This is a genomic window from Streptomyces sp. R44, from assembly GCF_041053105.1.
Taxonomy (GTDB): Bacteria; Actinomycetota; Actinomycetes; order Streptomycetales; family Streptomycetaceae; genus Streptomyces.
Window position 1 is genome coordinate 1,249,194 of the sequence record NZ_CP163444.1, and the last position, 26,696, is coordinate 1,275,889.

General features: G+C 72.2%; 27 protein-coding genes and 1 pseudogene. 11 read left to right on the plus strand and 17 right to left on the minus strand.

What is annotated here, in order from left to right:
• Position 1: 1 nt before the first annotated feature.
• Positions 2–1,036, minus strand: a complete 1,035-nt coding sequence (locus AB5J54_RS05720; protein ID WP_369142800.1) for an NUDIX domain-containing protein — start codon at positions 1,034–1,036, stop codon at positions 2–4.
• A 136-nt stretch (positions 1,037–1,172) separates the two neighbouring features.
• On the opposite strand from AB5J54_RS05720, the gene AB5J54_RS05725 reads away from it, so the two are divergent.
• Positions 1,173–1,352 carry a hypothetical protein gene (locus AB5J54_RS05725; RefSeq protein WP_041127951.1) on the plus strand — a complete coding sequence of 60 codons (180 nt, stop codon included), beginning with the start codon at positions 1,173–1,175 and terminating at the stop codon, positions 1,350–1,352.
• 83 nt (positions 1,353–1,435) lie between these two features.
• On the opposite strand, the gene AB5J54_RS05730 is transcribed toward AB5J54_RS05725, so the two are convergent.
• Positions 1,436–2,392 (minus strand): ROK family protein, encoded by a 957-nt coding sequence (locus AB5J54_RS05730; protein ID WP_369142801.1) that lies wholly within the window; start codon positions 2,390–2,392, stop codon positions 1,436–1,438.
• Between the two features lie 142 nt (positions 2,393–2,534).
• Between AB5J54_RS05730 and AB5J54_RS05735 the strand changes: the two genes are divergently transcribed.
• Positions 2,535–3,569, plus strand: coding sequence for a LacI family DNA-binding transcriptional regulator (locus tag AB5J54_RS05735; RefSeq protein WP_369142802.1), 1,035 nt, complete (start codon positions 2,535–2,537; stop codon positions 3,567–3,569).
• Between the two features lie 10 nt (positions 3,570–3,579).
• Here AB5J54_RS05735 and AB5J54_RS05740 read toward each other — a convergent pair whose 3' ends face one another.
• The 6 genes from AB5J54_RS05740 to AB5J54_RS05765 form a co-directional block, all read right to left on the minus strand.
• Positions 3,580–5,598, minus strand: coding sequence for a protein kinase (locus tag AB5J54_RS05740; protein WP_369142803.1), 2,019 nt, complete (start codon positions 5,596–5,598; stop codon positions 3,580–3,582).
• A gap of 71 nt (positions 5,599–5,669) precedes the next feature.
• Positions 5,670–6,962, minus strand: coding sequence for an aldolase/citrate lyase family protein (locus tag AB5J54_RS05745; RefSeq protein WP_369142804.1), 1,293 nt, complete (start codon positions 6,960–6,962; stop codon positions 5,670–5,672).
• A gap of 156 nt (positions 6,963–7,118) precedes the next feature.
• Positions 7,119–8,081, minus strand: coding sequence for an electron transfer flavoprotein subunit alpha/FixB family protein (locus AB5J54_RS05750; protein ID WP_369142805.1), 963 nt, complete (start codon positions 8,079–8,081; stop codon positions 7,119–7,121).
• A 54-nt stretch (positions 8,082–8,135) separates the two neighbouring features.
• Positions 8,136–8,921, minus strand: coding sequence for an electron transfer flavoprotein subunit beta (locus AB5J54_RS05755; RefSeq protein WP_369142806.1), 786 nt, complete (start codon positions 8,919–8,921; stop codon positions 8,136–8,138).
• Between the two features lie 200 nt (positions 8,922–9,121).
• Complete coding sequence (locus tag AB5J54_RS05760; RefSeq protein WP_369142807.1) at positions 9,122–9,652, minus strand: flavin reductase family protein; 531 nt, start codon at positions 9,650–9,652, stop codon at positions 9,122–9,124.
• Between the two features lie 230 nt (positions 9,653–9,882).
• Positions 9,883–10,194, minus strand: a complete 312-nt coding sequence (locus AB5J54_RS05765; protein WP_030686007.1) for a thioredoxin family protein — start codon at positions 10,192–10,194, stop codon at positions 9,883–9,885.
• A gap of 223 nt (positions 10,195–10,417) precedes the next feature.
• On the opposite strand from AB5J54_RS05765, the gene AB5J54_RS05770 reads away from it, so the two are divergent.
• Positions 10,418–11,140: a lysophospholipid acyltransferase family protein gene (locus AB5J54_RS05770; protein WP_369142808.1), complete on the plus strand. Its 723-nt coding sequence runs from the start codon at positions 10,418–10,420 to the stop codon at positions 11,138–11,140.
• Positions 11,141–11,168: 28 nt separating this feature from the next.
• Here the strand turns inward: AB5J54_RS05770 and AB5J54_RS05775 are convergent, their stop codons facing one another.
• From AB5J54_RS05775 to AB5J54_RS05795, 5 genes are all read right to left on the minus strand, one after another.
• Positions 11,169–11,768: a transglutaminase family protein gene (locus AB5J54_RS05775; protein ID WP_369142809.1), complete on the minus strand. Its 600-nt coding sequence runs from the start codon at positions 11,766–11,768 to the stop codon at positions 11,169–11,171.
• Positions 11,769–11,842: 74 nt separating this feature from the next.
• On the minus strand, positions 11,843–12,922 hold the full coding sequence (locus tag AB5J54_RS05780; RefSeq protein WP_369142810.1) for a low specificity L-threonine aldolase: 1,080 nt from the start codon (positions 12,920–12,922) through the stop codon (positions 11,843–11,845).
• Positions 12,919–13,680, minus strand: coding sequence for an SDR family NAD(P)-dependent oxidoreductase (locus AB5J54_RS05785; protein ID WP_369149230.1), 762 nt, complete (start codon positions 13,678–13,680; stop codon positions 12,919–12,921). Before AB5J54_RS05785 ends, AB5J54_RS05780 begins: the two co-directional genes overlap by 4 nt.
• Before the next feature lie 35 nt (positions 13,681–13,715).
• Positions 13,716–15,122: a DUF6421 family protein gene (locus tag AB5J54_RS05790; RefSeq protein ID WP_369142811.1), complete on the minus strand. Its 1,407-nt coding sequence runs from the start codon at positions 15,120–15,122 to the stop codon at positions 13,716–13,718.
• A gap of 157 nt (positions 15,123–15,279) precedes the next feature.
• Positions 15,280–15,831 (minus strand): GNAT family N-acetyltransferase, encoded by a 552-nt coding sequence (locus AB5J54_RS05795; protein WP_369142812.1) that lies wholly within the window; start codon positions 15,829–15,831, stop codon positions 15,280–15,282.
• Between the two features lie 171 nt (positions 15,832–16,002).
• Between AB5J54_RS05795 and AB5J54_RS05800 the strand changes: the two genes are divergently transcribed.
• From AB5J54_RS05800 to AB5J54_RS05815, 4 genes are all read left to right on the plus strand, one after another.
• Positions 16,003–16,563: a DUF5134 domain-containing protein gene (locus AB5J54_RS05800; protein WP_369142813.1), complete on the plus strand. Its 561-nt coding sequence runs from the start codon at positions 16,003–16,005 to the stop codon at positions 16,561–16,563.
• A gap of 118 nt (positions 16,564–16,681) precedes the next feature.
• The gene (locus tag AB5J54_RS05805; protein WP_369142814.1) at positions 16,682–17,617 is read left to right on the plus strand and encodes a M56 family metallopeptidase; all 936 of its coding nucleotides are present in this window, start codon (positions 16,682–16,684) and stop codon (positions 17,615–17,617) included.
• Between the two features lie 177 nt (positions 17,618–17,794).
• Positions 17,795–18,478, plus strand: coding sequence for a phosphatase PAP2 family protein (locus AB5J54_RS05810; protein ID WP_369149231.1), 684 nt, complete (start codon positions 17,795–17,797; stop codon positions 18,476–18,478).
• 129 nt (positions 18,479–18,607) lie between these two features.
• Positions 18,608–19,231 (plus strand): TetR/AcrR family transcriptional regulator, encoded by a 624-nt coding sequence (locus tag AB5J54_RS05815; protein ID WP_369142815.1) that lies wholly within the window; start codon positions 18,608–18,610, stop codon positions 19,229–19,231.
• Between the two features lie 31 nt (positions 19,232–19,262).
• On the opposite strand, the gene AB5J54_RS05820 is transcribed toward AB5J54_RS05815, so the two are convergent.
• On the minus strand, positions 19,263–20,798 hold the full coding sequence (locus AB5J54_RS05820) for an LVIVD repeat-containing protein (protein WP_369142816.1): 1,536 nt from the start codon (positions 20,796–20,798) through the stop codon (positions 19,263–19,265).
• A 175-nt stretch (positions 20,799–20,973) separates the two neighbouring features.
• Between AB5J54_RS05820 and AB5J54_RS05825 the strand changes: the two genes are divergently transcribed.
• On the plus strand, positions 20,974–21,624 hold the full coding sequence (locus tag AB5J54_RS05825) for a DUF305 domain-containing protein (protein WP_369142817.1): 651 nt from the start codon (positions 20,974–20,976) through the stop codon (positions 21,622–21,624).
• Between the two features lie 56 nt (positions 21,625–21,680).
• Here the strand turns inward: AB5J54_RS05825 and AB5J54_RS05830 are convergent, their stop codons facing one another.
• Complete coding sequence (locus AB5J54_RS05830; protein WP_369142818.1) at positions 21,681–22,037, minus strand: ArsR/SmtB family transcription factor; 357 nt, start codon at positions 22,035–22,037, stop codon at positions 21,681–21,683.
• A 124-nt stretch (positions 22,038–22,161) separates the two neighbouring features.
• On the opposite strand from AB5J54_RS05830, the gene AB5J54_RS05835 reads away from it, so the two are divergent.
• The 3 genes from AB5J54_RS05835 to AB5J54_RS05845 all read left to right on the plus strand — a co-directional run bounded on the left by AB5J54_RS05835 (position 22,162) and on the right by AB5J54_RS05845 (position 25,166).
• Positions 22,162–23,241: an NADH:flavin oxidoreductase/NADH oxidase gene (locus AB5J54_RS05835; RefSeq protein WP_369142819.1), complete on the plus strand. Its 1,080-nt coding sequence runs from the start codon at positions 22,162–22,164 to the stop codon at positions 23,239–23,241.
• 174 nt (positions 23,242–23,415) lie between these two features.
• On the plus strand, positions 23,416–24,498 hold the full coding sequence (locus AB5J54_RS05840) for a WD40/YVTN/BNR-like repeat-containing protein (RefSeq protein WP_369142820.1): 1,083 nt from the start codon (positions 23,416–23,418) through the stop codon (positions 24,496–24,498).
• Positions 24,499–24,623: 125 nt separating this feature from the next.
• Complete coding sequence (locus AB5J54_RS05845) at positions 24,624–25,166, plus strand: RICIN domain-containing protein (RefSeq protein ID WP_369142821.1); 543 nt, start codon at positions 24,624–24,626, stop codon at positions 25,164–25,166.
• Positions 25,167–25,209: 43 nt separating this feature from the next.
• Here AB5J54_RS05845 and AB5J54_RS05850 read toward each other — a convergent pair whose 3' ends face one another.
• Both AB5J54_RS05850 and AB5J54_RS05855 read right to left on the minus strand, forming a co-directional pair.
• Complete coding sequence (locus AB5J54_RS05850) at positions 25,210–25,887, minus strand: uracil-DNA glycosylase (protein ID WP_369142822.1); 678 nt, start codon at positions 25,885–25,887, stop codon at positions 25,210–25,212.
• A gap of 90 nt (positions 25,888–25,977) precedes the next feature.
• Positions 25,978–26,582: pseudogene (locus tag AB5J54_RS05855) on the minus strand (hypothetical protein).
• Positions 26,583–26,696 lie beyond the last annotated feature (114 nt).

Consider the following 26,696-nt stretch of genomic DNA (forward strand, 5'->3'; position numbering starts at 1 on the left):
GTCAGCCCACGGGGACCCCTGCCTCCAGGTTGAGGACCGTGCCGCGTTCCCGGGCGCGCAACGCCCAGCGGAGGCGGCGGTAGCGGACGGGGGGCAGCAGCTCCTCGGCCTCCTGCTCGGTGACGAACCGCCAGCCGCGGAGTTCGGCACCGGGCAGGCGGAGCCGCTCGGCGTCGGCGGTACGGAGCGTGCCGCCGTCGAAGAGCAGGCGCAGCCCGCCGTAGCCGGGGGGCTGCGGGCGCTCCCAGTCGACGAGCAAGAGCCGGGGCACGGCGTCCAGTTCGAGGCCTATCTCCTCGGCCACCTCGCGCATGCCGGCCCGGGCCGGGGGTTCGCCGGGCTCGACGACGCCGCCGGGGAACTCCCAGCCGGGTTTGTAGGTGGGGTCGACGAGCAGGAAGCGGTCCTGCTCGTCGAAGAGCAGGACGCCGGCGGCGAGGGTCTCGCCGGTGGGCTCGGGCGTCTGGACGATGCCGCAGGACGCGACCTGCCCGGCCCGGACCGCGTCGGCGACGGCCCGGGCGGCCTCGGCCGCGGTGAGTGCCGAGGTGTCGAGCGTGTACGCGTCGGCGGCGAGCCAGTCGAGGGCGGCGCGGTACGGCGGCAGGTGCTGGTGACACCACTCCCGTACGCGCGCGTCGACCTCGGGATCGCCGTACTCCGCGCGGCCGTCGATCCGCTCCCGCAGGATCGTTTCCTCCGGAGCGAGCAGCACATGGCGGACCTCGATCCGGCGGGCCGCGAGACCACCGAAGATCTCGTCCCGGTACTCCTGGCGGAGCAGGGTCATCGGGACGACGAGGACGCCGCCGACCTCGGCGAGCAGGGCGGCGGCGGTGTCGACGACCAGACGGCGCCAGATCGGCAGGTCCTGGTAGTCCTCGACCTCGGCGAGCCGCTTGGCCGGAAGGAGCCGGCGCAGCCCCCCACCGGTGAGCTCGGGGTCGTACAGGGTGCTGTTCGGGATCAGATCGACCAGCTCGCGCGCGGTGCTGGACTTTCCCGCACCGAACGTACCGTTGATCCAGACGATCACGTTTTCCCCCTCTTCGATAGCCCCCAGTGGCTTGCCCGCAACACCCTGCCACGGAAACCACGAACACATGTCTCGGCATGTGCGTGACACTTCCGGGCGGCCGTCGTTGAGAACGGCAAGCACGAGGGGGTGCCGAATGAGTCGTACGGTTCTCGAACGGTTTCCGGCCGGCGGCCCGCGGGGCAGCTGGCCGGCGGAGGAGTTCGCGGGCGCCCGGCGCGAGGAGGGGGTGCCGGCCCGGGTCGTGATGGACCTGGAGTCCGACGCGTTCCTGGTGATCGTCGAGCAGCGGGCGCCGGAACGGGTGCGGGAGTGAGCCCGGGCCGGGTGCGGGAGTGAGCCCCGGGCCGGATGCGGGAGTGAGTGCCGGAGCGGTGCGGGAGTGAGTGCCGGGCCGGCTCAGCCCGTGGGTCCCGCGCCCGCGTGCAGGGCCGCCGCCGCGGCTCCGAGAAGGCCGGCGTCCGTGCCCGTGACCGCCGGGACGACCGTCAGGTCCCGGACGAAGGAGAGCGCGGCGTAGGTGCGGAGGCTGCGCCGGAGGGGGGCGAAGAGGACCTCTCCGGCGCCCGCCACCCCGCCGCCGACGACCGCGATGTCGATCTCGACGAGGGTGGCGGTGGCGGCGATGCCCGCCGCGAGCGCCTGGGCCGCGCGTGCGAACGCGGCGACGGCGATCGGGTCCCCGGCGTGCGCGGCGGCGGCCACCGCGGCGGCGGAGACGTCACCGTCGGGCCCGGGTCGCCAGCCATTCTCCACGGCGCGGCGCGCCAGGTGCGGGCCGGCGGCGATGCGCTCGACGCAGCCGCGTCCGCCGCACGCGCAGGGCTCGCCGTCCAGGTCCACCGGGATGTGGCCGATGTGACCGGCGTTGCCGGTGGGTCCGGGGTGGACCCGGCCGCCGAGGACGAGTCCGCCGCCGACGCCCGTGGAGACCACGAGGCACAGGGCGTCGGCGTGGCCGCGAGCGGCCCCGAGCCAGTGCTCGGCGGCGGTCATGGCGACGCCGTCGCCGACGAGGGTGACCGGCCGGCCGGCCGTGGCCCGGCGGACCCGCTCGACGAGCGGGTAGTCGCGCCAGCCCGGCACGTTCACCGGGCTGACCGTCCCCCGCGAGGCGTCGACCGGGCCCGCGCTGCCGATGCCGACGGCCCCGGCGGACTCCCACAGCGGGGAGGCCGCGAGGTCGGCGAGGACCGCCTCGACCGCCGCCATCACCGTTTCGCCGTCCTCACGCGCGGGCGTGGGCCGTCGCGAGCGGACACGGATGCGGCCCTCGCCGTCGACCAGGGCGCCGGCGATCTTGGTGCCCCCGATGTCGAGGGCGGCGACGAGACCCGTGGCGGAGTCGGTGGGCATGGGTGGCGGGTCTCCAGTCGGCGGCCGGGAAGCGGGAAGTCGTTCCGTACAGTCTCCACAGTCTTTCCCGGGTTGACAACGTTGTCCAGGCTCTATGCTCGAACCGAGATCGACTCGTCACGCTTGGGAGGAACCGCAGATCGTGGCCGACATCGCCCGCCGCACCGAGCCCCGCTACGGCAATCGGCCCACGATGAAGGACGTCGCCGCCAGGGCGGGCGTCGGACTCAAGACCGTGTCCCGGGTGGTCAACGGCGAGCCGGGCGTCACCCCGGACACCGAGCGCCGGGTCCGGGAGGCCATCGAGGCGCTCGGCTTCCGCCGCAACGACAGCGCGCGGGTCCTGCGCAAGGGCAGGACGGCGACCGTCGGGCTGGTCCTCGAAGACCTCGCCGACCCCTTCTACGGGCCGCTCAGCCGGGCGGTCGAGGAGGTCGCGCGGGCGCACGGGGCTCTGCTGTTCAACGGCTCCAGCGCCGAGGACCCCGACCGGGAACAGGAGTTGGCACTCGCGCTCTGCGCGCGCCGGGTCGACGGGCTCATCGTCATCCCCGCCGGCGACGACCACCGGTATCTGGAGCCCGAGATGCGGGCCGGTGTCGCCACGGTCTTCGTCGACCGGCCCGCCGGACGCATCGACGCCGACGCCGTCCTCTCCGACAGCTTCGGCGGGGCACGCGCGGGCGTGGCCCATCTGATCGCGCACGGCCACCGCCGGATCGGCTTCATCGGCGACCGTCCCCGCATCCACACGGCGGCCGAGCGGCTGCGCGGCTACCGCGCGGCGATGGAGGACGCGGGCCTCCCGGTCCGGGACGCCTGGATCTCCCTCGGATCCACCGACCCGGAGCGGGTGAGCACCGCGGTACGGGAGATGCTGGCGGCGCCCGAACCCGTGACGGCCCTGTTCTCGGGGAACAACCGGGTCACCGTGACCGTGGTCCGTGCCCTCGCCCGGCACGGCCGGCCGGTCGCCCTGGTCGGCTTCGACGACATCGAGCTTGCCGATCTGCTCGGCGTCACCGTCGTCGCCCAGGACGCCGCCGCCCTGGGCCGGACGGCGGCCGAGCGCCTCTTCCGGCGCCTCGACGGGGCGGACGAGGCGCCGGAGCGGCTGGTGCTCGGCACGACGCTGCTCGTCCGCGGATCGGGCGAGATCGCGCCGCCGGCCGTCTGAGGCCCTTCGCTCAGCAGATCCGCAGGCCGGCCACGGGGCCGCCGCCGGCACCGCCCGAGAGGTGGAGCACGCTGAGGTAGACGTTGGTGTTGCCGCTGTCGTCGTCGGTGCGGGCGAACCAGCGGCTGGTGCTTCCGCCGTACGTCTCGGTCCGGTCGAGGTCGACCTGGCAGGAGAAGGAGTGCGGGCCGGCGCCGACCGTGCCCATCTCGCCTCCGTCGTACCGGGTCGTGGTGGCGCTCCGGACGACCTGGCAGGTCGCGGAGGAGCCGGAGGCGGTGCAGCCGGAGGCCGCCGGAGGGGCCTCGGTGGTGGGCGCGGCGGTGGTGCCTCCCGCGGAGGAGCCCCCGGCCGTGCTCGTGCCGCCGGCCGTCGTGGTGCCCCCGCCGGGCTTGCCCGGGGCCGTCGAGCCGCCTCCGCCGCCCGCCCCGGACGCGGTGTCCGAACCGGCACCGCCGGCGGTCGAACCGCCCGCCGCCGAGCCCGGATCCGAGCCGTCCGTGCCCGGACCGGCGGTCGCCGGTGCTCCGCCGGCCGCCGCGCCCGACTCCCGACCGGAGGGGGTGGGGCCGCCGGAGGGGGTCGCGGTGCCGCTCGGCTGCCCGGAGGGCGCGGCGCTGCTCCCCGGGTCCAGGACATGGCCGGGGTCGCCCCCGGCGCCGCCCTGGTCCCCGTCCTGCTGGGTCTCGCCGCCGGCCCGCGCGCTGTCGCCGTGGTCCATGAGGGCGTACGTGATGCCACCGCCGGCCAGGAGGACGGCGGCCACGGCGGCGGCGACCAGCACGTTCCCCCGGCGCGGCTTCGTCCCGGCGCGCCGGGCGGCTCGCGTCGCCGCGCGTCCGCCGGTGCCCGCGTCGAGCTGTACGGGCGGCACGGGGAGGGCCGGGCCGAAGGCCCCGCCGTGCGGCGGGGTCGACGGCGTGCCCGCGGCCGCCCCGACGTACGGGTTCGGCTCCACGGGACTCGCGTACGGATGCGACGGAGGCGCCCCCACAGCGGGCGTCCCCAGCGCGGGCGCCCCCACAGCGGGCGTCCCCAGCGCGGGCGTCCCCGGCGCGGGCGTCCCCCCGGCAGGTGTTCCCCCGGCGGGCGTCTCCGCGACGGTCGATTCCGCGACCGGCGGCTCCTGAGCAGTCGTCCCCTGAGCTGTCGTCCCCTGAGCGGCCCCCGCCCCCTCCCCTTCCGGTCCCGGCGCCGTCCGCGCCACCTCCGCGAGCAGGCGCGCCGCCTCGCGTGCGGTCGGGCGGGAGGCGGGGTCCTTGTCCAGGAGGCGGAGCAGGACGGGGGTGAGGGGTCCGGCGCGGCGCGGCTCCGGGAGGGGTTCGGTGACGATGGCGGCGAGGGTCGACCAGGTCGACGTACGGCGGAAGGGCGAGGAGCCCTCGACCGCCGCGTAGAGGGTCGCTCCCACCGCCCACACGTCCGACGCGGGCCCCGGGTCCTGTCCCTGGGCGCGCTCGGGGGCGAGGAAGTCGAGGGAGCCGACGATCTCGCCGCTGCGGGTGAGGTGGGTGGCGGAGCCGTCGCCGGGGTCCTCCATGGTGGCGATGCCGAAGTCGGTGAGGACGATCCGGCCGGACCTGTCGAGCAGGATGTTGCCGGGCTTGACGTCCCGGTGGAGGACGCCGACGTCGTGCGCGGCGGCCAGCGCCTCCAGGACGTGGGCGCCGATGCGGGCGGCCTCGGCGGGGTCGATCGTGCCGCGCTCGCCGAGGACGCCGTCGAGGGAGGGCCCCTCGACGAGCTCCATGACGATGACCGGCCGTCCCTCGTGCTCGGTGACGTCGTGGACGGCCACGACTCCGGGGTGGCGGACGCGGGCGGCGGCGCGGGCCTCGCGGGTCATCCGCAGGCGCAGGTCGGCCAGTTCGGGGGCGGCCGCGTCCGAGTACGTGCGGAGTTCCTTGACGGCCACCTCGCGGCCGAGGACCTCGTCGACGGCCCGCCAGACGACGCCCATGCCTCCGCGCCCGAGCTGCCGCACGATTCTGTAGCGGCCCGCGAGCCGTCCGTTCTCCCCCGATGACACCGCTGCCCCGTCCCCCAGTCGATCATGTGAACTCGACCAGAGTACGGGGCACTTGGCGGAAAAGTGACCGTTTAGCGATCAGTGGTGGCGGTGAGGTCGCCTCGGCGCGGGGCGGCGAAGCGGTCGAGGTCGGCGCGCGTCATGCCGGTGAGGGCGTCGACCTCGGCGGTGTCGAGGGCGCCGCACTGGAGGCCGCGCAGCAGGTAGGAGGAGAGGGCCTTGGCGGTGGCGGGCTCGTCCATGACGTCGCCGCCGGCGTGGTTGGCGTAGGCGGAGAGGCGCTTGGCGGCGGTCTCGAAGCCCTCGCGGTAGAAGGCGAAGACGGCGGCGTAGCGGGTGGGGATGTGGCCGGGGTGCATGTCCCAGCCCTGGTAGTACGCGCGGGCGAGGGCGCGGCGGGTGAGGCCGTAGTGCAGGCGCCAGGCCTCGTGGACGTGCTCGGTGCTGCCGACGGGCAGGACGTTGGTGGAGCCGTCGGAGACGCGGACGCCGGTGCCGGCGGCGGCGACCTGCATGATCGCCTTGGCGTGGTCGGCGGCCGGGTGGTCGCTGGCCTGGTAGGCGGCGGAGACGCCGAGGCAGGCGCTGTAGTCGAAGGTGCCGTAGTGGAGGCCGGTGGCGCGGCCCTCGGCGGCGTCGATCATGCGGGCGACGGCGGCGGTGCCGTCGGCGGCGAGGATGGACTGGCTGGTCTCGATCTGGATCTCGAAGCCGAGGCGGCCGGCGTCGAGGCCGTGGGCCTTCTCGAAGGCCTCCAGGAGGCGGACGAAGGCGGAGACCTGCTCGGGGTAGGTGACCTTGGGGAGAGTGAGGACGAGGCCGTCGGGGAGGCCGCCGTTCTCCAGGAGGCCGGTGAGGAAGATGTCGGTGGTGCGGATGCCGCGGTCGCGTACGGCGGCCTCCATGCACTTCATCCGGATGCCCATGTACGGGGCGGCGGTGCTGTCGGCGTACGCCTCGTTGATCAGGCGGGCGGCGCGGGCGGCGTCCTGATCCTCGTCCTGGCCCGCGTAGCCGTCCTCGAAGTCGACGCGGAGGTCCTCGATGGGCTCGCGCTCCAGCTTGGCCCGTACGCGGCCGTAGACGTCCTCGGCGAGGTCGTCGGAGAGGCCGAGGACACCGGCGAAGGAGGCGGCGTCGGGGGCGTGCTCGTCGAGGGCGGCGAGTGCCTGGTCGCCCCAGGAGCGGATGGTGCCGGCGTCGAAGACGTTGCCGGGTACGTAGACGGTGTGGACGGGCTGGCGGGTGCCGGGGTCTCCCGGGTAGCGCCGGTCGAGCTCGGCGTCCACCGCTGCGAGGGAGGCGCTGATGCCCTCGCTGACCGCGCCTGCGAGGCTCGTCGACACCTTCTCCTGCTGACCCATCCTGCATCCTCCTGTTTTCCGCTTCACGGAATCAACAATCCGTATAGCGAAGTTAGTAGGCCGTCGGGACCTGAGTCAATGGTTGTCCGAAACGGCCGGGGGCCGCACGGCGACAGATCGCCGTGCGCCCCCCGGGACCGACAGAACCGCAGGTCATCAGCCCTTGCGGGACTTGACCTCTTCGGTCAGCTGCGGGACGACGTCGAAGAGGTCGCCGACGACGCCGTAGTCGACGAGGTCGAAGATCGGAGCCTCGGCGTCCTTGTTGATGGCGACGATGGTCTTCGAGGTCTGCATGCCCGCGCGGTGCTGGATCGCGCCGGAGATGCCGGAGGCGATGTACAGCTGCGGCGAGACCGACTTGCCGGTCTGGCCGACCTGGTTGGAGTGCGGGTACCAGCCGGCGTCGACGGCGGCGCGCGAGGCGCCGACGGCGGCACCGAGCGAGTCGGCGAGCGCCTCGATGATCGCGAAGTTCTCGGCACCGTTGACGCCGCGGCCGCCGGAGACCACGATCGCGGCCTCGGTCAGCTCCGGGCGGCCGGTCGACTCGCGCGGGGTGCGGGCCGTGACCTTGGTGCCGGTGGCCAGCGCGCCGAAGGAGACCGCGAGGGCCTCGACGGCGCCGGCGGCCGGGGCGGCCTCCACGGGGGCCGAGTTCGGCTTGACCGTGATGACCGGGGTGCCCTTGGAGACACGGGACTTGGTGGTGAAGGAGGCGGCGAACGCGGACTGCGTCGCGACCGGGCCCTCGTCACCGGCCTCCAGGTCCACGGCGTCCGTGATGATGCCGGAACCGATGCGCACCGCGAGGCGGGCGGCGATCTCCTTGCCCTCGGCGGAGGACGGGACGAGCACGGCGGCCGGGGAGACGGCGGTGACGGCGGCCTGGAGCGCGTCGACCTTGGGGACGACGAGGTACTCGGCGAACTCGGGGGCGTCGGCGGCGAGGACCTTCACGGCGCCGTGCTCGGCGAGCGCGGCGGCGGTGTCGGCGGCGCCGTTGCCGAGGGCGACGGCGACCGGGTCGCCGAGGCGGCGGGCGAGGGTCAGCAGCTCCAGGGTGGGCTTGCGGACGGCTCCGTCGACGTGGTCGACGTAGACGAGAATCTCAGCCATGGGACTTCAATCTCCTGCGAACGAAAGGGGCGGTCTGAGTGGCTCTCGGGAGCCTTAGATGAACTTCTGGCTCGCGAGGAACTCGGCCAGCTGCTTGCCGCCCTCGCCCTCGTCCTTGACGATCGTGCCCGCGGTGCGCGCCGGGCGCTCGGCGGCGGAGTCGACCGCGGTCCAGGCACCCTCCAGGCCGACCTCCTCGGCCTCGATGTCGAGGTCGGAGAGGTCCAGGGACTCGACCGGCTTCTTCTTGGCGGCCATGATGCCCTTGAAGGACGGGTAGCGGGCCTCGCCCGACTGGTCCGTCACGGAGACGACGGCCGGAAGCGAGGCCTCCAGCTGCTCGGAGGCGGTGTCGCCGTCGCGGCGGCCCGTCACGACACCGTCCTCGATCTTGACCTCGGAGAGCAGGGTGACCTGCGGGACGCCCAGGCGCTCGGCGAGGATCGCGGGGAGGACGCCCATGGTGCCGTCGGTGGAGGCCATACCGGCGATGACGACGTCGTAGCCGACCTTCTCGATCGCCTTGGCGAGCACCAGCGAGGTGCCCATGACGTCGGTGCCGTGCAGGTCGTCGTCCTCGACGTGGACGGCCTTGTCGGCGCCCATGGAGAGCGCCTTGCGCAGGGCGTCCTTGGCGTCCTCGGGGCCGACCGTGAGCACGGTGACCTCGGCGTCGTCGGCCTCTTCGGCGATCTGCAGGGCCTGCTCGACGGCGTACTCGTCGAGCTCCGACAGCAGGCCGTCGACGTCGTCGCGGTCGACGGTCAGGTCATCGGCGAAGTGCCGGTCGCCGGTGGCGTCGGGCACGTACTTCACACAGACAACGATCCTCAAGCTCACGCCGGCTCTCCTACTGCATCGGTCATAACTGGGCTGCCTTGTTGCTCGCAGCATAGGCGCCTGAAGGGCGGGTTTCCGGTCGGGGCGCCAGACGCCCCGACCCGAATATTACTCGTCAGTACACCCAGTTCGTTACCGCTGAGCAAGCGCTCAGGCATGTGACCTTGCCAACGCGCGGAGAGCGGCGCGTACGGGAACTCTCAGTCGCGCAGCGCGTTGAAGCGGCCGTGGTGGTAGAGGAGCGGCCGGCCCGCCCCGTCCGGATCCCCGGCGACCGCCTGCGCGATGACGATCCGGTGGTCCCCGGCGGGCACCCGGGCCACCACGCGGCAGACGAGCCAGGCGAGGACGCCGTCGAGCACGGGGACGCCCTCGGGGCCGATGCTCCAGCGGGTGCCCTCGCCGAAGCGGTCGGCGCCGCTGCGCGCGAAGGTGGCCGCGAGCTCCTGCTGGTGCTCGCCGAGTATGTGCACGCCGATGAACTCGGCCTCGGAGACCACGGGCCAGCTGGAGGAGGTCGTGCCGACGCCGAAGGAGATCAGCGGGGGTTCGGCGGCGACGGAGTTGAGGGAGGTGGCGGTGAAACCGACCGGACGTTCGCCGTGCGCGGTGATGACCGCGACTCCGGCCGCGTGCCGGCGGAAGACGGAGCGGAGCAGATCGGGAGAGGCCTGCCGGGGTGCGCCGATCGTGGGAACGGTGCTGAGCTGGAGGTCCGGCGTAACCGTCATGGAGTTGTCCTTCTGCGAGGGCGTCATCAAAGGGGTCCTGGGGTGGTCAGACACCCGGACAGCGCGCGCTCGCGTTGCGGGCCAGATCCACGTGGGCCCGGCCGTAGAGAAGGAGTTCTATGGGCACTCCGTCAGGGTGACGATCGGTGGACGGTGCAGTCAAGTGCGTACCGGGATGTGGGAGAAGTGTCACGGCGTCAGACCGCCGGCCGAGCGGTACGGACCGCCCGTCAGACCGCCCGGCCCAGAGCGGCGATGACGTCCGCCCTGCGCGGCTGTCCGGCGGCCCTGCGGACGACCCGGCCGGCGGCGTCGAGGACGAGGACGGTGGGGGTACGGGCGATGCCGAGCTCGCGCACGAGGTCGAGGCGCTCCTCGGCGTCGATCTCCACGTGCCCCACGCCCGGCACCATCGCGGCGACCTCGGCGAGGGTGCGGCGGGTGGCCCGGCAGGGCTGGCAGAAGGCCGTCGAGAACTGGACGAGGGTCGCCCGCTCCCCCAGTGCGGCGCCGAGCGCCTCCGGCCCCAGGACCTCGGTCATCCCACTCCCCTTCGCTCTCCCGTTCCTCCGGTGCAGCGTCCCACGGGGCCGATCGATTCCCGCCACGACCACCGCGAGTGACGAGAATCTCCCCCTACGAAGCCGTCTGGACTGGTCACGGGGCCGCACATGGGGCACGATCTGCCCAAAGCCGAAAACCTACGGCCGCGTAACTTCGCCGGGAGAACACGCTCCGGGCACATGAAGAAGAGGTTCCTCTCCGATGGCAGAACTCGTCTATCGACCGGTCATCGGCGCCGCTCTGACCATGTTCAAGGCGCTCGACCTGAAGATCGACACGCAGGGTTCGGAGCACATCCCGCGGACCGGCGGCGCGGTGCTCGTGAGCAACCACATCAGCTATCTGGACTTCATCTTCACCGGTCTCGCCGCTCTCCCGCAGAAGCGCCTGGTGCGCTTCATGGCGAAGGACTCGGTCTTCAAGCACAAGATCTCCGGGCCGCTGATGCGCGGCATGAAGCACATCCCGGTGGACCGCGCCCAGGGCGAGCACGCCTACCAGCACGCCCTGGAGTCGCTGCGGGCCGGCGAGATCATCGGCGTCTTCCCCGAGGCGACCATCTCGCAGTCCTTCACGCTGAAGAGCTTCAAGACGGGTGCCGCGCGTCTGGCGCAGGAGGCGGGCGTCCCGCTGATCCCGATGGCGCTGTGGGGCACCCAGCGGCTGTGGACGAAGGGCAAGCCGCGGAACTTCAAGCGGAGCCACATCCCGGTGACCATCCGCGTCGGCGAGCCGGTGGAGGCCCCCGCCGACCAGTACGCGGGCGCGATCACCCGGCGACTGCGCGAGCGCGTCCAGGAGCTCCTGGAGGCCGCGCAGCGCGCCTACCCGGTGCGGCCGAAGGACGCGAGCGACACCTGGTGGATCCCCGCGCACCTCGGCGGTACGGCTCCGACGCCGGCCCAGGTCAAGGAAGCCGGCTGACGGAACCGCTCCCGCCCGGCCGGCGGCGTCAGAGCGCGGCCGGCAGGGTCCGGTCGAGGTACGGGCGGTCCGGGGCGGCCTTCAGCGCGCCCAGGACGGCCGGATGCGGCTCGGCGTACAGCTCGGGGTAGTCCACTTCGCCGAGCTCCGGACGTACGGTCCAGGCGGGCCGCTCCTCCCCCAGCGAGAACCGGGCGTCGATGCCCGGCTTGTTCCCCCGCACGTCCTGCCGGGCCCAGGCGCGCTCGCCGGGCAGCAGGACGGCGACCAGGCCGTGCACCACCGGGTCGGAGCCGTCGTCCTCGGTGAGCCGCTGGTAGCACAGGGCGGCGGGGATGCCGCGGGCCCGCAGCAGCGCCGCATAGGCGAGGGACTTGGCGTAGCAGATGCCGTTGCGCTGCTCCAGGACGTCGGAGGCGCGCCAGGTGACGCGGAGATCGCCGGAGTCCATGGAGTGCGGGATGGCGTCGCGGACGAAGGTATAGGCCGCTTCGGCGTATGAGTATGCGTCGGGGTGATCGTCTGCGAGGCGGTCCGACACCTCCCTGACGAGCGGGTGCTCATGATCGATGGCCTCGCTCGCCGCGAGGTACGCCTCGATGTCAGGGTTCTGCTGGATGAGTTCCATGCGGGACGACCCTATGAAGACGGCCGGACGGAGTCAATGACTTTCCGTCCGGCCGTATATTCATTCACCTGGAGCTAGCGGGCCAGCTCTTCCTTCAGGGCCTGGAGGAAGGCGTCCACGTCGTCCTCCGTGGTGTCGAAGGCGCACATCCAGCGGACATCGCCGGCGGCCTCGTCCCAGAAGTAGAAGCGGAACCGTTCCTGCAGGCGGCGGCTCACCTCGTGCGGGAGGCGGGCGAAGACCGCGTTGGCCTGCACCGGGTAGAGGATCTCCACCCCGTCGACCTCGCGCACCCCGGCCGCGAGACGCTGCGCCATCGCGTTGGCGTGGCGGGCGTTGCGCAGCCACAGGTCCTTCGCGAGGAGGGCCTCCAGCTGCACCGACACGAAGCGCATCTTCGAGGCGAGCTGCATGGACAGCTTGCGCAGGTGCTTCATGTGGCTGACCGCGTCGGGGTTCAGGACGACGACGGCCTCGCCGAAGAGCATGCCGTTCTTCGTCCCGCCGTACGAGATCACGTCCACGCCGACCGCGTTGGTGAAGGCACGCATCGGTACGTCGAGCGAGGCGGCCGCGTTGGCTATGCGGGCCCCGTCGAGGTGCACCTTCATGCCCTTGGAGTGGGCGTGCTCGACGATCGCGCGGATCTCGTCCACCGTGTAGACGGTGCCGAGCTCCGTGTTCTGGGTGATCGAGACGACCTGGGGCATGGCCCGGTGCTCGTCCTCCCAGCCCCAGGCCTGCCGGTCGATCAGCTCGGGGGTGAGCTTGCCGTCCGGGGTCGGGACGGTGAGCAGCTTGAGGCCGCCCATCCGCTCCGGCGCGCCGCCCTCGTCCACGTTGATGTGGGCGGTCTCGGCGCAGATGACGGCGCCCCAGCGGTCGGTGAGCGCCTGGAGGGCGGTCACGTTCGCCCCGGTCCCGTTGAAGACCGGGAACGCCTCGGCGGTGGGGCCGAAGTGGCTGTGCATGATCCGCTGGAGGTGATCGGTGTACTGGTCCTCGCCGTAGGCGACCTGGTGGCCTTCGTTGGCGAGGGCGAGGGCCGCGAGGACCTCGGGGTGGGCGCCGGCGTAGTTGTCGCTGGCGAAGCCCCGGACCGACGGGTCGTGGTGACGACGTGCGTCGGTCCTGGGGCCGAGTGCCGCGGTCACGGCTTGGGGGTCAGCCACAGACGCTGTCCATTCACTTCCTGGGCGGGCTTGTCCCAGAGCCCGGCGATCTCATCGGCCAGGTCCTTGACGTCGGTGAAGCCCGCGAACTTCGCGTTGGGGCGCTCGGCGCGCATGGCGTCGTGCACCAATGCCTTGATCACCAGGATGGCAGCAGCGGCCTGCGGGCCTTCGTCGCCCCCCAGCTTGCGGAAGGAGTCCGCCATGGCCAGGGTCCACGCCTCGGCCGCCGCCTTGCCCGCGTTGTACGCGGCGTTGTTGGCGACCGGCTTGTGCGCGCCGGACTGGCTGATCAGGGCGTACCGGCCGCGGCCGCCGGCCCGCAGCAGCCCGTCGTGGAAGGCGAGCGAGGTGTGCTGGACCGTGCGGATGAGGAGCTTCTCCAGGAAGTCCCAGTCCTTGAGGTCGGTCTCCGTGAAGGAGGGGGCGCCGCGCCAGCCGCCGACGAGGTGGACCAGGCCGTCGATCCGGCCGAACTCCTTCTCGGTCTTCGCGGCCCAGTCGCGGGTGGCGTCCAGGTCGAGGAGGTCGACGGTGTCGCCGACGACCTTGGCTCCGCCGTGGGCGTAGCGGGCGGCGTCGACGGCCTCCGCGAGGCGCGCCGGGTCGGCGTCGGAGGCGACGACCGTCGCGCCGGCCTCGGCCAGGCGCAGCAGCGCCGCTCGGCCCGCGGGGCCGGCCGCGCCGGCGACCGCGATGACGGCGCCGTCGAGCGGTCCGCCGTTTCCGTTGGAGATCATGGGCGACGCCTCCTCGGTGTTCTCGGTGAGGTCGCTCACGCGGCGGCCCGCTCGGTGCTCGGGACGTCGGCGGCGGTGATGCCCTTGGTGTCGGCGATCACGCCCTTCAGCTTCTTGGCGAGGGCCTCAAAGAACATGCTGAGCGGAAACTCGTCGGGAAGCACGTCGTCGACGAGCTTGCGCGGCGGGAGGGAGAGGTCGAGGGCGTCGGGACCCTTGGCCCACTTCGATCCCGGGTGGGGGGCGAGGTAGGTGCTGACGAACTCGTACGCCTTGAACCAGTGGACCAGCTTGGGGCGGTCGATGCCCTCGCGGTAGAGGGTCTCGATCTCGGAGCAGAGGCGGTTGGTGACCTCGGGGGCGCGGTCCCAGTCGATGGTGAGGATGTTGTCCGTCCAGCGCACCACGTCGTTCTTGTGGAGGTACGCGAAGAGGAGCTGGCCGCCCAGACCGTCGTAGTTGCGGGTGCGGTCGCCGGTGAGCGGGAAGCGGAACATCCGGTCGAAGAGGACGGCGTACTGCACGTCGCGACCGTGCCCGTTGCCCTCGGACTCCAGCTTCACGGCCTCCTTGAAGGCGGTGAGGTCGCAGCGGAGCTCCTCCAGGCCGTACATCCAGAAGGGCTGGCGCTGCTTGATCATGAAGGGGTCGAAGGGCAGGTCGCCGCGGCTGTGGGCACGGTCGTGGACCAGGTCCCAGAGGGCGAAGGCCTGCTCGCAGCGCTTCTGGTCGCCGAGCATGACGGCGATGTCCTCGGGCAGCTTCACGCCGAGGGTGTCGACGGCGGCCTCGGTGACCTTGCGGAAGCGCGCGGCCTCGCGGTCGCAGAAGATGCCGCCCCAGGTGAAGCGCTCGGGGACCTCGCGGACGGCGACGGTCTCCGGGAAGAGGACGGCCGAGTTGGTGTCGTACCCGGCGGTGAAGTCCTCGAAGGTGATGCCGCAGAAGCCCGGGTTGTCGTAGCGGGTGCGCTCCAGCTCGGAGAGCCACTCCGGCCAGACCATGCGGAGCACGACGGCCTCGAAGTTGCGGTCGAGGTTGCCGTTCTGCGTGTACATCGGGAAGAGCACGAGGTGCTGGAGCCCGTCGGCGCGTCCGGCGGCCGGGTGGAACTCCATGAGGGAGTCCAGGAAGTCCGGCACGGTGAAGCCGCTCTCGACCCACTTGCGCAGGTCCGCGACGAGGGCGCGGTGGTAGGCGCCGTCGTGCGGGACGAGCGGGGAGAGCTGCTCGACGGCCGCGGCCAGGCGGTCCACGGCGAGCTCGACGAGCGCACGGGCGGGGGCGCCCTCGGCCTCGAAGTCGATGGAGCCGTCGGCGCTCTGCCAGGGACGGATCTCCTCCACGGCATTCTTGAGCTCGGCCCAGGCCGGGTGGTCGATCACGCGGGCGTCGGTGGATATCGCCCCACCGGTCACGTCCTGCACAAGAATTTCCGTCATGCCTCTTCCTCCACAGGAGAACCTTGCGTCAAGACAACGTAACCATCGACGCTTGGTTCCCACAAGAGGAGGCAAGAGAAATTATCCTGTGCGACCCCCCTGACGGCAGAAGTTTTTCCTGTCCGTCAGGGTTGAAGCCACTCTTCCGCCGTACGAGTCAGCTCAGCGGCTTGATCAGCAGCTCGAACTCCAGGTCGTCGCGCTGGGGCAGGCCGAAGCGCTCGTCGCCGTACGGGAACGGGGTCGTCCGGCCCGTGCGCCGGTAGCCGCGCCGCTCGTACCAGGCGATCAGCTCCTCGCGCACGGAGATCACCGTCATGTGCATCTCGCGCACGTCCCACAGCTCGCGCACCCGGCGCTCGGCCTCCGCGATGATCCGCTTGCCCAGACCCGCGCCCTGCAGCTCGGGGCGGACCGCGAACATGCCGAAGTAGGCGGCCTCGCCCCGGTGCTCCAGCTGGCAGCAGGCGACGAGCTCGCCGTCGCGCTCCACGACCAGGAGCCGGCTGCCGGGGGTGGTGATGACCGCGGTCACGCCCTCGGGGTCGGTGCGCTGCCCCTGCAGGATGTCCGCCTCCGTGGTCCAGCCGCCCCGGCTGGAGTCGCCCCGGTAGGCCGACTCGACGAGCGGGACGAGCGCGGGGACGTCGTCGAGGACCGCTTCGCGGTAGCTGATCCGGCCGGTCTCCTGGGACGTGGCGGTGTCCATGTTTCGGGGCTCCCCTCGGGCGCTGACGATCGGCGTGCGCGATCGTCCCGAGCCTAACGCGCGCGCCTCCCGCTCCCCTCGTACGCCTGTGCGCGCCCGTGCGCCCGCGTGCGGCGTCCAGGGGACGGGCATCCCTTCCTGGAGGGGACGGCGTGGAGGGGGAGGTGTGCCGTGCACGGACCGGCCCTGTCCGGGTGGCTGATGGTCGCGCTGTGCGCGGCGACGGGCGTGTACTGCCTGCTGCGCATGCGGGCCTGCGCCGGTGAGGAGCGGAAGGCCGCGGGCGGCGAGGCGCTGATGGGCTTCGGGATGGCGGCCATGGCGCTGCCCGCCGCGGTCCTGACCCCGCCGGAGTGGGTTCTTGCGGGGTACGCGGCGGTGTTCGGCGCGGCGGCGCTGCACGGTCTGCTCGCGGTGCGGCGCGGCGGCCACCATCTGCACCATCTGGTGGGTTCGCTCGCCATGGTCTACATGACGGCGGCGATGGCGGCGCCCGGCACGCCGGGGGCGCACGCGGGGCACACGGCGGGGCCCGCGGGGGGCATACCCGTGCTGACGGGCGGGCTGCTCCTCTATTACGTGGCGTACGTGCTCCGCTCCGGGGCGCGGCTCGTCCCGGTGGCGGCGACGGCCGGCGGCCCGGGTCCGGCCTGGGCGACCCGGCCGGAGCTGACGCTGGCCTGCCGGCTCTCGATGGCGCTCGCGATGCTGGCGATGCTGGTGACCCTGTGAGGGGGCGCTGAAGAGATCCGGCCCGGTGCCGGCGCGTTCCGGCCAACCAAACCGTGGCGTACGTCACTTGCCGTCCCCGCCCATACCCCGGCGCGTACCGCACTCATAGGCTGACGCCATGTGGGTCTCCCTCGCGCTGTTCCTGCTCGGCGTCCTGACCGCCCTCGCGGCCCCCCGGCTGCTGTCCCGGGCCGACTGGGTGGAGCGAGAACCCGTGGTGGCCCTGTGGGTGTGGCAGTGCGTGGTGGCCACCGTGCTGCTGAGCTTCGCGCTCTCCATGACGTTCAGCGCGTCCGCCGCCTGGCAGGCCGTGCGGCGGCCGGTCTTCGCGGGCGCCCCGCGCGCGGTGGTCGACGCGTACGAACTCGGCACCTCCGGGCCCTGGTCCGCGGTGCTCGCGGTGGTCCTGGCGGCCGGCGGGCTCTGGTCCGGGGCGATGCTGGGCCGGGAGATCGGCCAAGCCCGCGCCCGGCGCCGGCAGCGCCGCTGCGAGCTGCTCGTCCGCGCACCCCTGCTGCCCGGGGAGCTGCCGGGCAGCGAGCGGCTCGTCGTCCTGGAGGGCGAGCGGGCGGGCGCCTGGTGGATGGCGGGCTCCACTCCGCGACTGGTCATCACGACCGCGGCGCTCCGGCGGTTGAAGGGGCGTCAGCTGGACGCGGTCCTGGCGCACGAGCAGGGCCACGCCCGGGCCCGGCACGACTGGCTGCTGCACAGCTCGGGGGCGCTGGCCGCCGGGTTCCCGGGGATCCCGGTCTTCGCGGCCTTCCGCGAGGAGATGCACCGGCTGGTGGAACTGGCCGCCGACGACGTGGCCTCGCGCCGCTTCGGGCGGCTGACGATCGCGCTCGCGCTGGTCGAACTGAACGAGGACCGGGGTGTGTTCGGTCCCGGCCCGGCCCCTTCGGCCGATCTGCCGCAGCGGGTGAACCGGCTGCTCACCGCCGCGCCCCGGCTCACCGCCGGACGCCGGCTGCGGCTGACGGCGGCCGCGTCCCTGGTGCCCGTGATCCCCGTGCTCGTGGCCTTCGTCCCGGCGCTCCGCGCGCTGGGATAGCGGCGGGTGACGGCACGCACGACGGACGAGGGCCCGAAGGCCGAGCCCTCGGCGCCCGCGGCGGAGGGGGCCGCGACGGCCGAGCCCACGACGCGCACGGCCGCCGAGGCCCCGGCGGCGACGCGCGCCGGTCGTCGGGAGGACGGCCGGGCGCCGATCGTCGGGCAGGATCGGCGCATGCGCACCTCCGCCCTGGTCTCCGGGGTCCTGGCCCTGACTCTGCTCGTGCTCGTCGCCGTGGGGTGGGCGCCGCTGCTCTCCTTCGACCGGTCGGTCGCGGAGGCCCTCCACCGCAGCGCGGTCGCCCACCCCGGGTTCACCCACCTCAACCGCGTCCTCACCGACTGGGTGTGGGACCCGTGGACGATGCGCGCCCTGGCCGCCGGCGCCGCGGTGCTGCTGTGGTGGCGGCGGGACCGGCGGGCGGCGCTGTGGGTGGCCGGGACGAGCCTGCTGGCCGTCGGGCTCCAGCAGGCCCTCAAGGAACTGGTGGGACGCGACCGCCCGTACTGGACCGACCCCGTCGACTCCGCGCGGTACGCGGCCTTCCCGTCGGGGCACGCCATGACGGCGACGGTCACCTGCGGGCTGCTGCTGTGGGTCCTCGCCCTGCATTGGCGGGAGGAGTGGCGCGGCTGGGGGGCCCTGGCGGGCGCCGCCGTCGTCTCGGTGCTCGGGGTCGGCTGGACACGGGTCTACCTGGGCGTGCACTGGCCCTCGGACGTCGTCGAGGGCTGGCTGCTCGGCTGGTGCTGTGTGGCCGCGGCGGTGCTCACGTACCGGTGGAGCGAGCGGCGCGTCGCCGCCCGCCACTCCCCCGAGGGCGAGGACGGCGGGAGCAGAATGGGAGAAAGACGATGAAGCCGCCTGTTCTGGACGATCCCCCGTGTCGCCCAGAACAGACGGCATCCCCGGCGGTATGCCACACGGGCATGCCGACGGGATGCGCCGAGTATATTGGCCGGCAGCCAGTCAACGCAGGAGTCCAGCATGTCCCCGCGTAGCCCATCGGTCAATGAAGAGCTTCGACGCCGGTCGCGGGAGCGGATTCTCCAGGCCACCGTGGACCTCGTCGACGCCCACGGCTACGAGGCGACCACGCTCGGCGACATAGCGGAGCGGGCCGGTACGGCGCGGGGGCTGATCTCGTACTACTTCCCCGGCAAGCACGTGCTGCTCCAGGCCGCTGTGCACCGGCTGATGCACCTGACCCTGGAGGAGGCGCTCGAACGGGAACCGCGGACGGAGGACGGCCGCGAGCGTCTCGCCCGCGCGATCGACGCCGTCCTGGGGCTCGCGGTGACGCGGCCCACCCTGATGCGGACGCACATGGCGGGCATCCTGCAGGCCGACGGGTTCGTGCAGTGCGAGGAGCAGCAGCGCCTGGCCTTCCTCCTCCGGGACACGGTCGCGCGGTACGGCTCCACGGACGTGGACACGGACTATCCGATGCTGCGCGCCCTGCTGATGGGCGCGGTGGTGGCGGTGCTGCTGCCGGGGGCCCCGATGCCGCACGCGCGCCTGCGGTCGGAGCTGTTCCACCGGTACGGCCTGGACTGGGAGGCGGGCACGCCGCCGGACGGGGGTCCGCCCGACGGCGCGCCGCGGTCGTGAAGCGGTGATCGGCCCGGGAAGGTGACCGGTCCTAGAAGTCGTCGAAGTAGTCCGGCTGGGTCTGGACGTTGAGCTCGTCCATCCGGATCCGCTTCGCCGGGTCCGTACGACGGTCGGAGAGCTTCAGGACGTCGAAGCCCTTCGCGATGTCGTTCGAGTAGATGTGGCCGTTGTAGTAGTACGCGGACCAGGAGCCGCCCGTGGCGATGGTGGTGGCGGACAGCGGGCCGCGCTCGAAGTAGGCGATCTCCTTCGGGGCGGTCGAGTCGGTGAAGTCCCAGACGGAGACACCGCCCTGGTACCAGGCCTGGACCATCAGGTCCTTGCCCTTGACCGGGATCAGCGAGCCGTTGTGGGCGACGCAGTTCTCGGTGTCGGCCTGGTGGCGCGGGATCTTGAAGTAGCTGCGGAAGACGAGCTTGCGCTGGTCGCCCTTGCCGACGATGTCGTAGATGCCGTCGGCACCCCGGTTCGGGCCGACCACGGCGTTGCAGGTGGCGCCGCCGCCACCGCCGAGCTCGTCGGTGAAGACGACCTTGTTCGCCTTCTGGTTGAAGGTCGCGGAGTGCCAGAACGCGAAGTTGACGTTGTCCTGGACCTGGTCGATGACCCTCGGGTGCTCGGGGTCCTTGATGTCGAAGAGGATGCCGTCACCCATGCAGGCGCCGGCCGCGAGGTCCTTGCCCGGCAGGACGGTGATGTCGTGGCAGCCGGTGGTCTTGGAGACGCCCGGGTTGGTGGGCCCGCCCGGGTTGCCGCCGCCGTCCGGGCCCTCGCCCGGGAAGAGGACGGGGAAGTTGACGACCGCCGCCTGCTCGGGAGCCTTGCGCGGGACCTTGATGACGGAGATGCCGTCGTGCGGGGGCTGGCAGTCCGGGAAGGCCGCGTTGGGCGAGTAGGAGGAGACGTAGATGTACACGTTCTTGCCCTTGGGCAGGATCGTGTGGGTGTGGGAACCGCAGGCGGTCTCGACGGCCGCGACGTACTTCGGGTTGGCGATGTCGCTGATGTCGAAGATCTTCATGCCCTCCCAGGATTCCTTGACCGAGGCGGGCTGCGTCGTGCTGGCGCACGAGTTGTCGCTCCGGGAGGAGTCGGTCGAGAGGAAGAGCAGGTTCCCGGAGACGGAGATGTCGTTCTGGGAGCCCGGGCAGAGGACCTGCGCGACGGTCTTCGGTTCCTTCGGGTTGCTGATGTCGTAGATCCGGAAGCCGTCGTAGTTGCCGGCGAAGGCGTACTTGCCCTGGAAGGCGAGGTCCGTGTTGAGGCTCTTGAGGGCGTCCTTGGGGACGTTCGCGAGGTGCTCGATGTTGTCGCTGTGGACGATCTCGTCCACGCCGGGTATCTCGCCGCTCTGGATGGCGGAGCGCGCCTCGGCGGCCTGCTGGGAGGAGACGGCGCCTTGTGCGGGGCCGGCGTCTCCGGGGTCGGGGGTGGCGGCCGCGGGGCCTGCGGCGAGCAGTGTGGCCAGCAGCCCGGCGGCGGCGGATGCCACACCCAGGCGTCTGAACCGGGCACGCGGGTCACGCGTGTCGGACGTGGTACGCGGGGTACGCAACGAAGTCACTCCGTCCTCCCTGGTATCCGTTCAGCTTTGAACGGGTGTTGGACCCCGGCAGTATCTTCCGTGCCATGCACATCTCAACAGATGGCAACACAGACGTAATGAAGGTTTTTGATCGGCCCCTGCGAGAAAGTGCTAGGAACGGTCACTGTTCACGCAAAAACACCTGGAGGTCGCGTTGTTGATCCGCCGTCAGCGTGCCGTCGTCGCCGCGGCCCTGTCCGCCGTCGCCGTACTCGCCCTGGGCGCCTGCGAGTCGGGGTCCGAGAAGGGCGCGCCGCAGGCCGGGGCCTCGACGGGGCCCGCGGTGGTGGCACCGGGGAAGCCCGGTGAACCGGCCCGGCGGATATCCCCCGAGGAGGCGGCCCGGCTGCTGCCCGACGAGAGCCCGAACGGGGCGGACTTCCGGTACGCGCAGATGATGATCGTGCACCACGAGCAGGCCTTGACGATGACGGCGCTGGCCCCGCAGCGGGCGTCCTCGCCGCAGGTGAAGAAGGTCGCCGAGCGGATCGCGGCGGCGCAGCGTCCGGAGATCGACGCGATGGAAGGTTGGCTGAAAAACAACGGCGGTCCGCGCCAACAGGGCGAGCACGATCACCACTCGATGCCGGGCATGGCGAGCGAGGAGCAGCTGACGCAGCTGCAGAGCGCGCGGGGGAAGGCCTTCGACGAGCTCTTCCTGAAGCTGATGATCGCGCACCACGAGGGGGCCGTGACGATGGCCGCCGAGGTGCTGAGCGAGGGGAACAACGTCCTCGTGGAGGAGATGGCGAACGACGTGATCGCCCAGCAGACCTCGGAGATCAACCGGATGCGCTCCCTGTAGTCACCCCGGGAGGCCGGATGCGCTCCCTGCAGCCGCTCCGGGAGGGAGGGTGGCCGTCAGACCGCCGTCTCTCCCTCGCGGCCGGCCTGGGCGCCGGCCGCCGCCAGGACGGAGTCGAGGAGGCCGGGGAAGAGGGCGTCGAGGTCGCTCCTGCGCAGGCAGTTGAGCTTGGCCGTGCCCCGGTACATCTGCCGGATGACGCCGCTCTCACGGAGCACCCGGAAGTGGTGCGTGGTCGTGGACTTGGTCACCGGGAGGTCGAAGTACGAGCAGCTGAGTTCGGTGTCCTCGCGCGCCATGTCCCGCACGATCCGCAGACGCACGGCGTCCGAGAGGGCGTGCAGCACCTCTTCGAGGCGGATCTGGTCGCGCGTGGGGTGTTCGAGGACGCGCGGGCTGGTGGTGGTCGTCATGGCGGCGGCTCCACTTCATCCGGGATGCGGTCCATTGTACGAGAGCCCTCGTAGTTTGACAGGTGCCGTACTACGATGAGTATCGTACGAGCACCCTTCGAGGCATCCCGAAACGGAGTCCGTCATGAGCGTCGCCCTGTTCGAGCCCTACACCCTGCGGTCCGTGACCGTGCCCAACCGGGTCTGGATGGCGCCCATGTGCCAGTACTCGGCGGAGACGAGCGGGCCGAACGCGGGGGTCGCCGGCGACTGGCACTTCGCCCACTACGCGGCCCGTGCCACCGGCGGCGCCGGACTGATCCTCGTCGAGGCGACCGCCGTCGCCCCCGAGGGCCGCATCAGCCCCGCGGACCTCGGGCTCTGGAACGACACCCAGATCGAGGGACTGCGACGGATCTCCGGATTCCTCAAGGAGCACGGCACGGTGCCCGGCATCCAGATCGGCCACGCCGGACGCAAGGCCTCCACCAACCGCCCCTGGGAGGGCCGCGGCCCGGTCGGTCCGGGCGAGGGCTGGCAGCCCGTCGGCCCCAGCCCGGTCGAGTTCGCCGAGGGCTACCCGGTGCCGACCGAGCTGACCGTGGACCGGATCCAGGAGATCACCGGGCAGTTCGCGGACGCGGCCCGGCGCGCGCTCGCGGCCGGATTCGAGGTCATCGAGGTGCACGGCGCGCACGGCTACCTCATCGGCGAGTTCCTCTCCCCGCACAGCAACCACCGCACGGACGCGTACGGCGGCTCCTTCGAGAACCGGACCCGCCTCGCCCTGGAGGTCGTCGACGCCGTCCGGGCCGTCTGGCCCGAGGAGCTGCCCGTCCTCTTCCGGATCTCCGCCACCGACTGGCTGGAGGAGCAGGGCTGGACGGCCGACGAGACCGTACGCTTCGCCGCGCTGCTCCGCGAGCACGGCGTCGACCTCCTCGACGTCTCCAGCGGCGGCAACGGCGGACCGGCCCGGATCCCGGTGGGCCCCGGCTACCAGGTGCCCTTCGCCGCCCGCGTCAAGGCGGAGACCGGGCTGCCGGTCGCCGCGGTCGGCCTGATCACCGAGAGCGAGCAGGCCGAGAAGATCCTCGCCAACGGCGAGGCCGACGCGGTCCTCCTCGGCCGCGAGCTGCTGCGCGACGCCTCCTGGCCGCGCCGTGCCGCCCGCGAACTGGGCGCGACGACCCCGGCGCCGTCGCAGTACGCCTGGGCGATCTGACCGGAGGGGCGGCGGGACGGGGTCCGTCCCGGCGGGTTTCCCGCCCCCGCCCGTCGGGCCGGGCGCCCCGGTGCGTCCTCCGGTGCCGGGCCGGGGTGTCTGCGGGGGCCGTTGTCAGTGGGTGGGTGCAGACTGGCCCGTATCCGCGACAACGGCGTCCTGGAGGTGGCAGCCATGCCCGACGTACTCCTCACCGTAGGCACCCGCAAGGGTCTCTTCATCGGCCGGCGACACGACGGACGGTGGGAGTTCGACGATCCCGCCTTCCCCGCGCAGGCGGTGTACTCCGTCGCCATCGACACGCGGCGGCCGGCCCCACGACTGCTCGTGGGCGGGGACAGCGCCCACTGGGGCCCCTCCGTGTTCCACTCCGACGACCTCGGCAGGAGCTGGACCGAACCGGCCCGGCCGGCGGTGAAGTTCCCCGAGGACACCGGAGCCTCCCTGGAGCGCGTCTGGCAGTTGCACCCGGCCCCGGAGCACTCCCCCGACGTCGTGTACGCGGGGACGGAGCCGGCCGCGCTCTTCCGCTCGGCGGACGGCGGCGAGTCCTTCGAGCTCGTCCGCCCGCTCTGGGAGCACCCGACGCGCTCGAAGTGGGTGCCCGGTGGAGGCGGCGAGGCCGTGCACACGGTCGTCACCGACCCGCGCGACCCGGACGCGCTGACCGTGGCGGTGTCGACCGCGGGCGTGTTCCGGTCGCGGGACGGCGGGGCCGCGTGGGCGCCGTCCAACCAGGGGGTGTCCGCCGTGTTCCTGCCCGACCCGAACCCCGAGTTCGGGCAGTGCGTCCACAAGATCGCCCAGGACGCGGGCGACCGGGACCGGCTGTACCTCCAGAACCACTGGGGGGTCTTCCGGAGCGACGACGCGGGCGCGAGCTGGACCGACATCGGCTCGGGGCTCCCCTCCGACTTCGGGTTCGCGATCGCCGCGCACCCGCACCGCCCCGACACCGCCTACGTCTTCCCGATCACCGCCGACTCCGACCGGGTGCCGGCCGGCCACCGCTGCCGCGTCTACCGCACGAGGGACGCGGGCGAGACCTGGGAGCCGCTGTCCCGCGGCCTGCCCGGGAGCGACCACTACGGCACGGTGCTGCGGGACGCGCTGTGCACGGATGACGCGGACCCGGCGGGCGTCTACTTCGGCAACCGGAACGGCGAGCTGTACGCGAGCGACGACGACGGGGACAGCTGGCAGCTGCTCGCGGAGCATCTGCCGGACGTGCTGTGTGTGCGGGCGGCGGTGATCTGACGGAATCCGAGATTCCGCCGAGCGGGGTCAAGTACCCGTGACGGAAGGGGAGTTCGTTCGCACGGGCATGCGATCATGGGCGCGCCTCCCGGCCGTCGGCCGGGCTTTCCCGATTGCAGAGGACCATGAAGCTCAGCCCGTTCTCCCACGTCCGCCGCGGCCTGCTCGTGCTCGCGGCCACCATCGGCATGCTCTTCGGATTCACGGCCGCACCCGCGCAGGCCCAGGACCTCGTCCTGGACGGCGTCTTCGAGCTCCAGCCGCTGCACACCTCCGGCAAGTGCCTGGAGGTCGCCGACTGGAGCACGAACGACGGCGCCGCCGTCCGTCAGTGGGACTGCACCCACAAGCCGAACCAGCAGTGGGCGCGGTACTACGCACCGGGGTCCTCGACCGGCCCGTACTGGTACGTGAACATGAACAGCGGCAAGTGCCTGGAGATCCGCGACTGGGGCACCTACAACGGGGCCGTCGCCGACCAGTGGGGCTGCCACTACGGCGCCAACCAGACCTGGTACGGGAACTCGGGCATGATCTACCCGGACTTCACCTACGCCTCCAGCAAGTGCCTGGAGATCGCCGACTGGCGCACCGACAACGGCGCCCCGGCGCGTCTGTGGGACTGCACCTACCAGCCGAACCAGAAGTTCTACTTCAAGCGGGTCTGACCCCCGCCACCGGGGCGCCGGTCCGTCCGGCGCCCCTCCGGGCTCAGGGCAGGCGCCAGTCCACCGGCTGGGCGCCCATGCCGAGGAGCATCTCGTTCGCCCGGCTGAAGGGGCGGGAGCCGAAGAAGCCCCGGTCCGCCGACATCGGGGACGGGTGCGCGGACTCGACCGCCGGCAGGTTGCCGAGGAGCGGGCGGGCCCTGCGGGCGTCACTGCCCCAGAGGATCGACACCAGGGGCTTGCCGCGGGCGGCCAGCGCACGGATGGCCTGCTCGGTGACCTCCTCCCAGCCCTTGCCCCGGTGCGCGCCCGCCTTGCGCGGGGCCGTGGTCAGCGCCCTGTTGAGCAGGAGCACGCCCTGCTCGGTCCAGGGCGTGAGGTCGCCGTTCGACGGGCGGGGCAGGCCGAGGTCGGTGTGCAGCTCGCGGAAGATGTTCTCCAGGCTCGGCGGCAGCGAGCGGACCTCCGGGGCGACCGAGAAGCTGAGCCCCATCGGCATCCCCGGTGTGTGATAGGGGTCCTGACCCACGATCAGCACCCGCACCTCGTCGAAGGGCTGCTGGAAGGCCCGCAGCACGTTCGGCCCGGAGGGCAGGTATGTCCGGCCCGCGGCGATCTCGCCCCGCAGAAAGTCACCCATCGCGGCGACACGCTCCGCGACGGGGCTCAGAGCCTCCGCCCAGCCGGGCTCCACCAGTTCGTTCAAGGGTCGCGCTGTCACGGTCCGTCACTCTACCGGCCTACATTGAATCCTCCCCTCCCTGGAGGGAGGGATTCCCCACCTTCCAGGGCCGATATGGGGATTTCTGGCTCACGCTGCCGGGCGAGGCAGCCCCACGCCCGGACTTCCACGATCAGCACCAGCCGGGTCGAGACCGGCCCGGACCAGCATCACGCGGGCGGAGTTCTTGTCCCTGAGGGACACGGCTCCGCACGCGGTGCAGGCATACGTTCGCTCGGAAAGCGGGCGAGCTTCTGCGCCGCGGTCTTGCCGTGCTGGGCATGGGGAAGGTCGTGAGCGTCGGATGTGGTAGTCGCGGTCTCCTTCACGCCCCAGTCGATCCCGATCACACGACCGGGCAACCGGTCTCTGATGTCCTTCTGCGCCTTGGCTCGGGCCTTGCCGAAGTCACGTACGACCTGCTGCTGAGGAACCGAGGACCCGTCACGCAGCCATGCGGTGCGCCTGCGGGCATCGGTCAGCATCTTGTCCAGCTCGGCCGGGCCACAGGTCCGCTTCTCACCAGTGGCTTTGTTGTGCAGGTGTACGGCCCTGGACTTCGCGACGGCCTCGTTCCAGATCCACCGGCACCGGTCCCATTCGCCCATCAGGGCAGTGCGAGCCGTGGACGACACGCGCAGCCGGAAGTTCCACCGAGCTTGCCCGGAATCCCCCGTCTGCGCTTCCTCCGCCATGGGAAGCAACCTACGGAGACCGACCGACAATTGAGAGTAAGTCATCTCAAGCGAATGGCCCACGACCGCATGCGGCATATAATGCCCCGCCCTGACGCCGAAATGACCACCGCT

Excerpts from the sequence above, each read along its gene's own strand:
- AB5J54_RS05725 (WP_041127951.1), top strand. The coding sequence starts at position 1,173 with ATGAGTCGTACGGTTCTCGAACGGTTTCCGGCCGGCGGCCCGCGGGGC.
- AB5J54_RS05730 (WP_369142801.1), bottom strand. The coding sequence starts at position 2,392 with ATGCCCACCGACTCCGCCACGGGTCTCGTCGCCGCCCTCGACATCGGG.
- AB5J54_RS05745 (WP_369142804.1), bottom strand. The coding sequence starts at position 6,962 with ATGGGTCAGCAGGAGAAGGTGTCGACGAGCCTCGCAGGCGCGGTCAGC.
- AB5J54_RS05750 (WP_369142805.1), bottom strand. The coding sequence starts at position 8,081 with ATGGCTGAGATTCTCGTCTACGTCGACCACGTCGACGGAGCCGTCCGC.
- AB5J54_RS05760 (WP_369142807.1), bottom strand. The coding sequence starts at position 9,652 with ATGACGGTTACGCCGGACCTCCAGCTCAGCACCGTTCCCACGATCGGC.
- AB5J54_RS05765 (WP_030686007.1), bottom strand. The coding sequence starts at position 10,194 with ATGACCGAGGTCCTGGGGCCGGAGGCGCTCGGCGCCGCACTGGGGGAG.
- AB5J54_RS05770 (WP_369142808.1), top strand. The coding sequence starts at position 10,418 with ATGGCAGAACTCGTCTATCGACCGGTCATCGGCGCCGCTCTGACCATG.
- AB5J54_RS05775 (WP_369142809.1), bottom strand. The coding sequence starts at position 11,768 with ATGGAACTCATCCAGCAGAACCCTGACATCGAGGCGTACCTCGCGGCG.
- AB5J54_RS05785 (WP_369149230.1), bottom strand. The coding sequence starts at position 13,680 with ATGATCTCCAACGGAAACGGCGGACCGCTCGACGGCGCCGTCATCGCG.
- AB5J54_RS05790 (WP_369142811.1), bottom strand. The coding sequence starts at position 15,122 with ATGACGGAAATTCTTGTGCAGGACGTGACCGGTGGGGCGATATCCACC.
- AB5J54_RS05795 (WP_369142812.1), bottom strand. The coding sequence starts at position 15,831 with ATGGACACCGCCACGTCCCAGGAGACCGGCCGGATCAGCTACCGCGAA.
- AB5J54_RS05805 (WP_369142814.1), top strand. The coding sequence starts at position 16,682 with ATGTGGGTCTCCCTCGCGCTGTTCCTGCTCGGCGTCCTGACCGCCCTC.
- AB5J54_RS05810 (WP_369149231.1), top strand. The coding sequence starts at position 17,795 with ATGCGCACCTCCGCCCTGGTCTCCGGGGTCCTGGCCCTGACTCTGCTC.
- AB5J54_RS05815 (WP_369142815.1), top strand. The coding sequence starts at position 18,608 with ATGTCCCCGCGTAGCCCATCGGTCAATGAAGAGCTTCGACGCCGGTCG.
- AB5J54_RS05830 (WP_369142818.1), bottom strand. The coding sequence starts at position 22,037 with ATGACGACCACCACCAGCCCGCGCGTCCTCGAACACCCCACGCGCGAC.
- AB5J54_RS05835 (WP_369142819.1), top strand. The coding sequence starts at position 22,162 with ATGAGCGTCGCCCTGTTCGAGCCCTACACCCTGCGGTCCGTGACCGTG.
- AB5J54_RS05840 (WP_369142820.1), top strand. The coding sequence starts at position 23,416 with ATGCCCGACGTACTCCTCACCGTAGGCACCCGCAAGGGTCTCTTCATC.
- AB5J54_RS05845 (WP_369142821.1), top strand. The coding sequence starts at position 24,624 with ATGAAGCTCAGCCCGTTCTCCCACGTCCGCCGCGGCCTGCTCGTGCTC.